This is a genomic window from Alcanivorax sp. 1008 (assembly GCF_020667895.1).
GTDB lineage: Bacteria > Pseudomonadota > Gammaproteobacteria > Pseudomonadales > Alcanivoracaceae > PGZG01.
The window spans coordinates 1-7,671 of the sequence record NZ_JAFMPS010000041.1 but is presented as its reverse complement, the minus strand read 5'-3'; the positions used below and the strand labels follow the sequence as shown (position 1 = coordinate 7,671).

The 7,671-nt window shown below is 49.4% G+C and carries 7 protein-coding genes and 1 pseudogene; 5 read left to right on the top strand and 3 right to left on the bottom strand.

What is annotated here, in order from left to right; translation table 11 throughout:
- Nucleotides 1-254: 254 nt before the first annotated feature.
- On the bottom strand, nt 255-716 hold the full coding sequence (locus J1C54_RS15805; protein WP_229149815.1) for a very short patch repair endonuclease: 462 nt from the start codon (nt 714-716) through the stop codon (nt 255-257).
- 87 nt (nt 717-803) lie between these two features.
- On the opposite strand from J1C54_RS15805, the gene dcm reads away from it, so the two are divergent.
- From dcm to J1C54_RS15780, 5 genes are all read left to right on the top strand, one after another.
- The gene (gene dcm, locus J1C54_RS15800; protein WP_304504415.1) at nt 804-2,129 is read left to right on the top strand and encodes a DNA (cytosine-5-)-methyltransferase; all 1,326 of its coding nucleotides are present in this window, start codon (nt 804-806) and stop codon (nt 2,127-2,129) included.
- A gap of 107 nt (nt 2,130-2,236) precedes the next feature.
- On the top strand, nt 2,237-3,862 hold the full coding sequence (locus tag J1C54_RS15795; protein WP_229149814.1) for an ATP-binding protein: 1,626 nt from the start codon (nt 2,237-2,239) through the stop codon (nt 3,860-3,862).
- Nucleotide 3,863: 1 nt separating this feature from the next.
- A complete protein-coding gene (locus J1C54_RS15790) occupies nt 3,864-4,688 on the top strand; it encodes an HNH endonuclease (protein WP_229149813.1) in 825 nt (274 codons plus the stop codon).
- The gene (locus J1C54_RS15785) at nt 4,672-6,501 is read left to right on the top strand and encodes a DEAD/DEAH box helicase (RefSeq protein ID WP_229149810.1); all 1,830 of its coding nucleotides are present in this window, start codon (nt 4,672-4,674) and stop codon (nt 6,499-6,501) included. Before J1C54_RS15790 ends, J1C54_RS15785 begins: the two co-directional genes overlap by 17 nt.
- Nucleotides 6,498-6,959: an EcoRII N-terminal effector-binding domain-containing protein gene (locus tag J1C54_RS15780; RefSeq protein ID WP_229149808.1), complete on the top strand. Its 462-nt coding sequence runs from the start codon at nt 6,498-6,500 to the stop codon at nt 6,957-6,959. Before J1C54_RS15785 ends, J1C54_RS15780 begins: the two co-directional genes overlap by 4 nt.
- Before the next feature lie 122 nt (nt 6,960-7,081).
- On the opposite strand, the gene J1C54_RS15775 is transcribed toward J1C54_RS15780, so the two are convergent.
- On the bottom strand, nt 7,082-7,294 hold the full coding sequence (locus tag J1C54_RS15775; protein WP_229149806.1) for an AbrB/MazE/SpoVT family DNA-binding domain-containing protein: 213 nt from the start codon (nt 7,292-7,294) through the stop codon (nt 7,082-7,084).
- A 52-nt stretch (nt 7,295-7,346) separates the two neighbouring features.
- Nucleotides 7,347-7,671: pseudogene (locus J1C54_RS15770) on the bottom strand (hypothetical protein); the annotation flags it as partial.

Genomic DNA, 7,671 nt, shown 5'->3' with positions numbered 1-7,671 from the left:
AGGCAGGCGAGCAGCAGGGCAGGGTACAAGCGGGTGCGGCGCATCATCGATTTCCTTGTTGTTGTTATCGGAACTTCCGGTTCCTGAGCGAACGCTCGACTGCTGCCGGATATCATATTGGTACGATGGTGCAAGATAGTCCGGGATAGGGGGCTGGCTGTCAACCCCTGGGTGGCAGGCTGAGGTGTTTATCCTTGGGGTGTTTCAGCTGCCGTGGTGGTCAGTCGAGCTTTTGGAATAGCCAGCTTGGTAATTCACGGTGTGAGTGCGCCAGTGATCTCTGCGTCCTGGCTGTCGAACTGGATCCAGCGAGCAGCGATTTCGGCAACCTGGTAGGTGCCGAGCCGGGTCCGGCCCTTCAGTGAGCATTCCCATATAGTCAGTGTTCGCCAACCGCGTTCATGATAAATGGCAAGATTCCTCTGGTCTCTGACGCGGTTGGAGTCGATCTTGGCTTTCCAGAAATCCGGGCGAGTGCCGGGCCACTTGAATAGGTGGCAGTTATGCCCGTGCCAGAAGCAGCCATGAATCAGGATGATGGCCTTGAAGCGGGGCAGAACCAGATCGGGCTTGCCCGGAAGGCCTTTGTAATGGAGCCGGTAGCGAAATCCGCGCTTATGGAGCTCTGTTCGCAGCAGGCGCTCAGGCAGGGTGTCCTTGCCTTTGATGCCGGACATCATTCTGGAGCGGGTTTTGGGGGAGACAATATCCGTCATGGCGGCTAACCGCTTGATAGTTAGGCGAAGCCTACCACCCGCGGTGGAAAGCCGGGGTGTCAGGCAGGAAATGGCGAGCCACTATTCTTGAAGCTGGGAAGAATCCTATGCAGAATGCACAAAAAATTCCCAGCGGAGGGCTTTGTGAGTAGCAATGTCGTATATCAGCAGCTTGAAGAGGCTCTCAAGGTCTACACCCGCAGAGACTTGGCTGCTGCCCTCGAAATCAACGCCAGCACACTCACCAGGTGGCTGCTGCGCGAGAATGAACCCAAGCCTTACGTGGCGGATCGCCTGACCCAGCTGCTGCTGCCCTTCAACAAGCCGCAGGTTGCCGGTGAGTTCACATTCATTGATCTGTTTGCGGGTATCGGTGGGCTGAGAATGGCCTTTGAGTCCATCGGCGGGCAATGCATTTTCACCAGCGAGTGGGACAGTTACGCGCAAAGAACTTATCTTGCCAATTTTGGTGATAGTCACCAGCTGGACGGCGACATTACCAAAATCAGTGAGAAGGACATCCCGGATCATGATGTGCTGCTAGCTGGATTCCCTTGCCAGCCGTTCTCCATCGCCGGAGTTTCCAAGAAAAACGCTTTGGGGCGATTGCATGGCTTTGCTTGCGACACTCAAGGTACGTTGTTCTTCGATGTGGCACGCATCATCAAGGAAAAACGCCCGAAAGCCTTTCTTCTGGAAAACGTAAAGAACCTGAAGTCGCATGACAAAGGGAATACGTTCAAAGTCATTATGAAAACGCTGGAAGAAGAGCTTGGGTACCATGTGTATGAGAAAGTCATAGATGGCCAACACTTCGTTCCGCAGCATCGAGAGCGGATAGCTATCGTCGGGTTCCGTGAGCCGATGCCATTTTCCTGGGATGCGCTGCAGATGCCCGAAAAAGGCTCGCGCCGTCTCGGGGATATATTGCACAAGGAAGATGGCTCTGAGCCTTATCTGGAATGGGATGCAGGCAGGTTCTTCGATCATGATCGCGGCAGCGTAAATGAGAAATACATCCTGACTTCGAATCTCTGGAAGTACCTGCAGGACTATAAGAAAAAGCACAAAGCACAAGGAAACGGGTTTGGTTTTGGCCTGGTTGGCCCTGAAGATGTGGCAAGAACACTCTCGGCCAGATACTACAAGGATGGTTCTGAAATCCTGATCAAACGGGGAAGAAAGCGTCCGCGGCGGCTCACTCCAAGAGAATGTGCCAGATTGATGGGATTTCCGGATGAATTCCGAATCCCGGTATCGGATACCCGCGCATACAAGCAGTTTGGTAACTCTGTCGTGATGCTCGCTTTCAGAGAGGTCGCAAGAATCATGCAGCCTTATATCGTGGATCACGAAAGATGGGCGGCTGAGCCTGACTTGCTTGTCATAAAAAAATACAAGAAAACCGCGTGAGAGATCTTTTAACGTATGTAGATTGATAACCTTGGAGGCATCTTGCCTGGTCTGTGAGACAAGGAACGGGCTGTGGTGGGGTTGGCCCGAAATTTAAGGAGCTTATAGTGAGTAAATTAATAAACGAACCTGATGCGCCTCGTCTCATATTTGGGCTTAGAGATACGGGATACAATGTAAAAACTGCCGCAGCTGATATCGTAGATAATTCCATTGCGGCTATGGCAGATATGGTAAACATCGAAATTGTACTTCGTGAAGATGGCCGTAAGTTTGTTTACTTTGGTGACAATGGCCATGGCATGGATGCGGAGGGCGTTTATGAGGCAATGCGTTATGGCGCACCTGAGCGGGAGAATCTTCAAAGTTTAGGTAAGTTTGGGCTGGGATTAAAAACTGCCTCGAGCTCCGTGTGTCGCAAGTATAGCTTGATTTCTCGAAAGTCGCGTGACCATGAATATGCAAAGTTGGCCTGGGACCTAGATCATGTTGCTCAAAAGCGCCAGTGGGAGATGCTGAAAGAGTCGATCACGGATGATGAGATTGAGATGTTCGAGGAGTTATGTGGAGAAAAAGGGACTCTAGTCATTTGGGAGAAGTGCGACAGGATACTGACTAAAGACTATGACCCCGGTGGCACTAAAGAAAAGGCAGCCATTAGTAGGCTTGCGGATAGTTTAGCCAGACATCTATCGTTGGTTTACCACCGATTTCTTGATGTTCATGATAGCCGTGAAAGGAATGTTGATATTTTTATAAACCAATCTCGGGTTGAGCATTGGAATCCATTCTATCCTGAGCGGGCAGAACAGGTCCTTGCGCCTTCAAAACAAAAGCTTATTGTAGAGCTTCCTGACGGCAGTGAGGATACGGCTAATATCCGTGCGTGGATTCTCCCGCACAGAAGAGATATGACGAAAGAAGAAGAAAGAATTCATGCCAGAATTTCTAACCGAGCGCAGGGCTTCTATGTATATCGAGAGGGTAGGCTCATTCAGGATGGAAGCTGGCTAGACGTTTTTGGTGCTCCTGAGCCGCATACATCGCTTTTGCGTATTGAGTTTGATTTCTGTCACAGGCTCGATGATGCGTTCCGAATAGATGTTAAGAAATCCAGAATTCTTTTTCATCCTGATTTGGAAGATGGATTGCGTCATTTGCTTCAGCCAATTTATCGAGAGGCAGGGAATCGATATCGTAGACAAAATCGAGAGCATGTAAATTCTCGGGTTATCGATCATACCAGTGCCAATAAAAACATTGCAGATGCTGGGAGCACTACAAAACCACAGGTTTCTTCTGTTGATGTAGATTCTCAATCCGCTACCGTATCGAACAATCTTGGTCCGAAGATAAAGTTAAAGTTGCCGGTGCAAAGCAATGTGAGCCCAGACACGGTCTATGTTGAGGCTGTTGATGACATTACAACGGGCGATCTTTGGCAGCCAGCGCTTCGTAGTAAAGCGGAAAGTGGCTATGTCCCAGCTGTGCTATTAAATAAGCATCATGATTTTTATCAAAAAATATACAGGCGCGCAGCGGCCAATGGTTTCGCGGTAGAAGGAATGGATATTCTTTTATGGGCTTTTGCTGTTGCCGAGCAGAATAATACAAATGAGGAAATGGAGCCCATTTTTGAGGATATTCGAAGCGAGGTTTCGAGAAATCTTCATAAGTTGTTGCGTAATTTTGAAGATCCGGACCCTGAAGAAATGAGCTCTGAAGACGATTGAGATGATTGTAGAAAAAAGGGAGATTATTCGGCGAGAGCTTGAGTTGGGGACCGGCGCATCAATTCGTGCGGTCGCTAGTCGTGGCGGCCTTAGATCCGGACTAAAAATTGGGTTTGGAGACCTTGATGATCGACATGGTCCTGTGGCTGAGCTGGTGCCTTATGGGCTTAAAGGGCACTTGGTTAAGCTCTCCTTTGGAAGCTTCTCTCGTGATGTTATAGAGCAAATAAAAAAAGCAGACCAGGAGGATGTTCAGCTTGCCCGAGCCTTGGTCGCTTCTATTGGCGGGGATGTGGAAGTTGATATTCCCGGGCAGAACATGGCGAGCTGGGAGGTTCTTGATGGCTCGTTTAGGATAACGGCAAAGGTTCGCGGTTTGGACTCGCCACATGATGATTCTGCAATTGTTGCCACATGCCGTAATGTGATAGTGCCGATGATGGCAGCCATGGCTGAGCTTATCGGATATGACCTTCTTGCTGAGGAGGTATTAGATGCTACTCCGGCATTCGAAGGTGCGGTATCGCGCTCTGTTGTGAATAGAAGAGAGAGAAATCCGCGTAACCGGCTGTTATGTATTCGTATTCATGGAGAAAAGTGTTTCGCTTGTGGCTTAGAGCCTAGGCGCTTCTATGCGGATGCGGGGTCGATTATTGAGGTTCATCATCTTGAACCTTTGTCGCTCCAGGAGAGAATTCGCCTTTACGATCCGCGCCTTGATTTGGTTCCTCTTTGTCCCAACTGTCACCGAGCTGTCCACACAAGATCTCCGGTGCCGCTCAGTATCGAAGAGCTCAAGGGATTTATGAATGTTGCCGTTGACTGATTTCGCCAGCTTGCCAGAGGGATTGGAAAGTCTTCGTGGTTTATTGCCGAGCGAAGTTTCGATCTCGGAAAGAATTATTGATCCAATAGTCGTTGTCAGCAGGGCGAGGGGGCGGATTGTTGCGCGACTGGCTGGTGTTAAAATGTTTCGGGGGCGGAGGATTCTATGCTTTGCTCCCAGTAATCGCCATGCATGGGTATTGGATGGAAATTTAGTTCGCCCCCTTCCTAGAGATGTGGTCGCAGTAGTTTTTGGGCTATTGCGTGGTCTTGACCCAGAAAACCTGTCTTACGGTGATGCGCTCAGTCTGATTAATAGGTCAGATTCCGAGGTTGTTTTTGAAGCGGACGATGATTTTTTTAGACCGGGTAGCGTGTCTGCTGAAGTGTTTCCTGATGAAATCTATATTCCCGGTCTTTCCGCAACACTTTACCCCTATCAGGCTCGCGGTATTGCGTGGATGCGAGAAACTATCAGTCAAACAGGCGGACTGATTCTTGCTGATGAAATGGGGCTAGGAAAAACCATCCAGATAATTTCTCTTCTTTTGCTTGATTCGCCTTCCGATGAAAGCCCAGCCTTAATTCTATGTCCCACTAGTCTCATTGCTAATTGGGTGAGGGAGTTCTCACGTTTCGCATGCGATATGACCTTGATGGTGCATCGTGGCTCTGAGCGAGCCGGAATTTATCGAGACCTTATGAAGGCTCAGGTTGTGATTACCACTTACGATACTATGGTAAATGACTTATCTATTTTCTCTTCAATAGAGTGGTCATGGGTTATTTGCGATGAGGCGCAAGCTATAAAAAACCCGGATTCAAATCGCCGGTGTGCAATTATGAATATTCCTCGCCGAAGAGCTATCCCGATGACGGGTACGCCGGTGGAGAATGGTCTTCTTGATCTATGGTCTCTTGCTGACTTTGCCATTCCCGGACTGCTTGGCTCCCGGCATGAGTTCCAGCAGAAGTATCCAGATGATCTTGATTCTGCCCAAGCTCTTTCAAAGATCACAGACCCTATAATTTTAAAGAGGAGGGTCGCTGATGTTGCAGGTGATTTGCCTGATCGTATTGATGTCGATGTGCCTCTTGATCTAGACGATGTCTTGGTTGAGCATTATCTGAATGTTCGTAATGAGACTCTTGCCAAGTATCCCGTTGCTGGCGCTTTGGTTGCTACTCTTCAGTTGCAACTTTTTTGTGCGCATCCTTGGCTTCGTTGTATGGATATTGATGGCGCTGGCATTGAGGATGCAGATATTCATAGGATTGGCTCGCGGCCCTTGGTCACAGCAAAGATAGAGCGAGCTGTTGATCTTGTTAGGGAGTCTTTTTCTAATAATAGGAAGGTGATTGTTTTTTCTATTTTTAATCGGGTAGGGGATTTGCTAAGAGAGGCTTTTGGTGGCCTTTCAAATGCTTATTGGGGATCGATCAATGGTTCGACACCGCAGCAGGACCGCCAGGAAATCATCGACACATTTTCTGATCACGGAGGGCCTGCATGCATGGTTCTGAATCCAAAAGCGGCTGGTGCTGGACTTAATATTACCGCTGCAACTGTAGTGATACATTTTACGCCTGTTTGGAATCCCGCTCTTGAGGCTCAGGCTAGTGCTCGTGCTCATCGGCGAGGCCAGACTGATGTCGTAACTATCTATCGTTTATTTTATAAAGACACTATTGAAGAGGTTATGGTGGCAAGATCCCAGTGGAAGAGCGAGCTTGCTGATGAAAGCATGTCATTCTCATCTCGCGATTCGGATGATATAAGGAAGGCGCTTGATAAGATTCCGAGGAAATCATGAAGATTAGAGTCTTCAGAAAAATTCTTAGCGCAAATGATGTTGGTTCTACGGGTGGGCATCAAGGAGGAATTCTCATCCCAAAAGGCGAGAAGGATTTGCTTGGAATTCTTCCTCATTTAGATGCGGCGGTTAAGAATCCTGATGCTTGGATAGAATGTATTGATGAAAATGGCGAGCTGCGCCGATTTCGATTTGTTTACTATAACAATAAGCTTCACGAGTCTAAGGGTACTAGGAACGAGTATCGTTTGACGCATATGACTGGATATTTTAAGGCGACGTTGGCCCGTGAGGGCGAGAGTTTTGAGATTTCTAGGAGCGAGAATGATGCCCACTATGCGGTTCGTATTCTCCGGGAGGTTGCAGAGGTTGCGCCACCAACTTGGGGGAAGGATGCGACGGCTGATAGTGACTCTATGCGAATTAAGATCAGGACGTCGTGGCGCAGAGTTTGCTGAGCTCAAGTGTTTGTATTTTGAGGCACTTGAGATGGCAAGTGTGATCTAGGATGTTGTCACTAGGGATAGGGTTGGCAGCCTATCCCGTGTTCGGTTCATGCTTTTGGTGCAGTTTATCTCAGCTAGGAGCGGTCCTCCCGATCACGGTAACTGGTAGTGCGTGCCCCTTTTGCGATGCCAGCCAGCTGTTCTCGCTCCGGCGCAGGTATCAGCAATACGCCCTTGCCCTTGGGGATAAAGGCGAATTCCTGCCCGACTTCCCAATGCTGGTCTTCCCGAATCTGTTTGGGAATGGATAGTCGGTATTTGCTCGATAAGGTTGCGGTGGCAGACATATTAATACCTTCATTTGATCGAGTTCAGTTTGGTAAGCATATGTCACGCGCCTCAGTTGGCCAGCCATCTGCCCAGCCGCCCATAAACCCCCTCATCCCGCAGCAACTGCATATGATCAACCCCATGCAGCAACTCCCGCGTGACGCCATGCGATCCCGGATAGTCCTCCGCCAGCGCACTGGCCGGCGTCACCAGCAAATCACTGCGCAGTTTCGTCGCCGTTTTGTCGACGGTGCGGGTGCCGGCCAAAAACAAGTGCTCAACATGATCCGGCAAAGGAATCGGTTCGCGCGGGTCGTGGGTGTGGAAGATGTCGGCGGCGCGTTCGCGGTCGCTATGTAGCAGGTTGCCAAAGCGCAGGTCGTGGATGGCGGCA

Coding starts and splice junctions, on each gene's coding strand:
- J1C54_RS15780 (WP_229149808.1), top strand. CDS start 6,498: ATGAAGATTAGAGTCTTCAGAAAAATTCTTAGCGCAAATGATGTTGGT.
- J1C54_RS15785 (WP_229149810.1), top strand. CDS start 4,672: ATGTTGCCGTTGACTGATTTCGCCAGCTTGCCAGAGGGATTGGAAAGT.
- J1C54_RS15775 (WP_229149806.1), bottom strand. CDS start 7,294: ATGTCTGCCACCGCAACCTTATCGAGCAAATACCGACTATCCATTCCC.
- J1C54_RS15805 (WP_229149815.1), bottom strand. CDS start 716: ATGACGGATATTGTCTCCCCCAAAACCCGCTCCAGAATGATGTCCGGC.
- J1C54_RS15790 (WP_229149813.1), top strand. CDS start 3,864: ATGATTGTAGAAAAAAGGGAGATTATTCGGCGAGAGCTTGAGTTGGGG.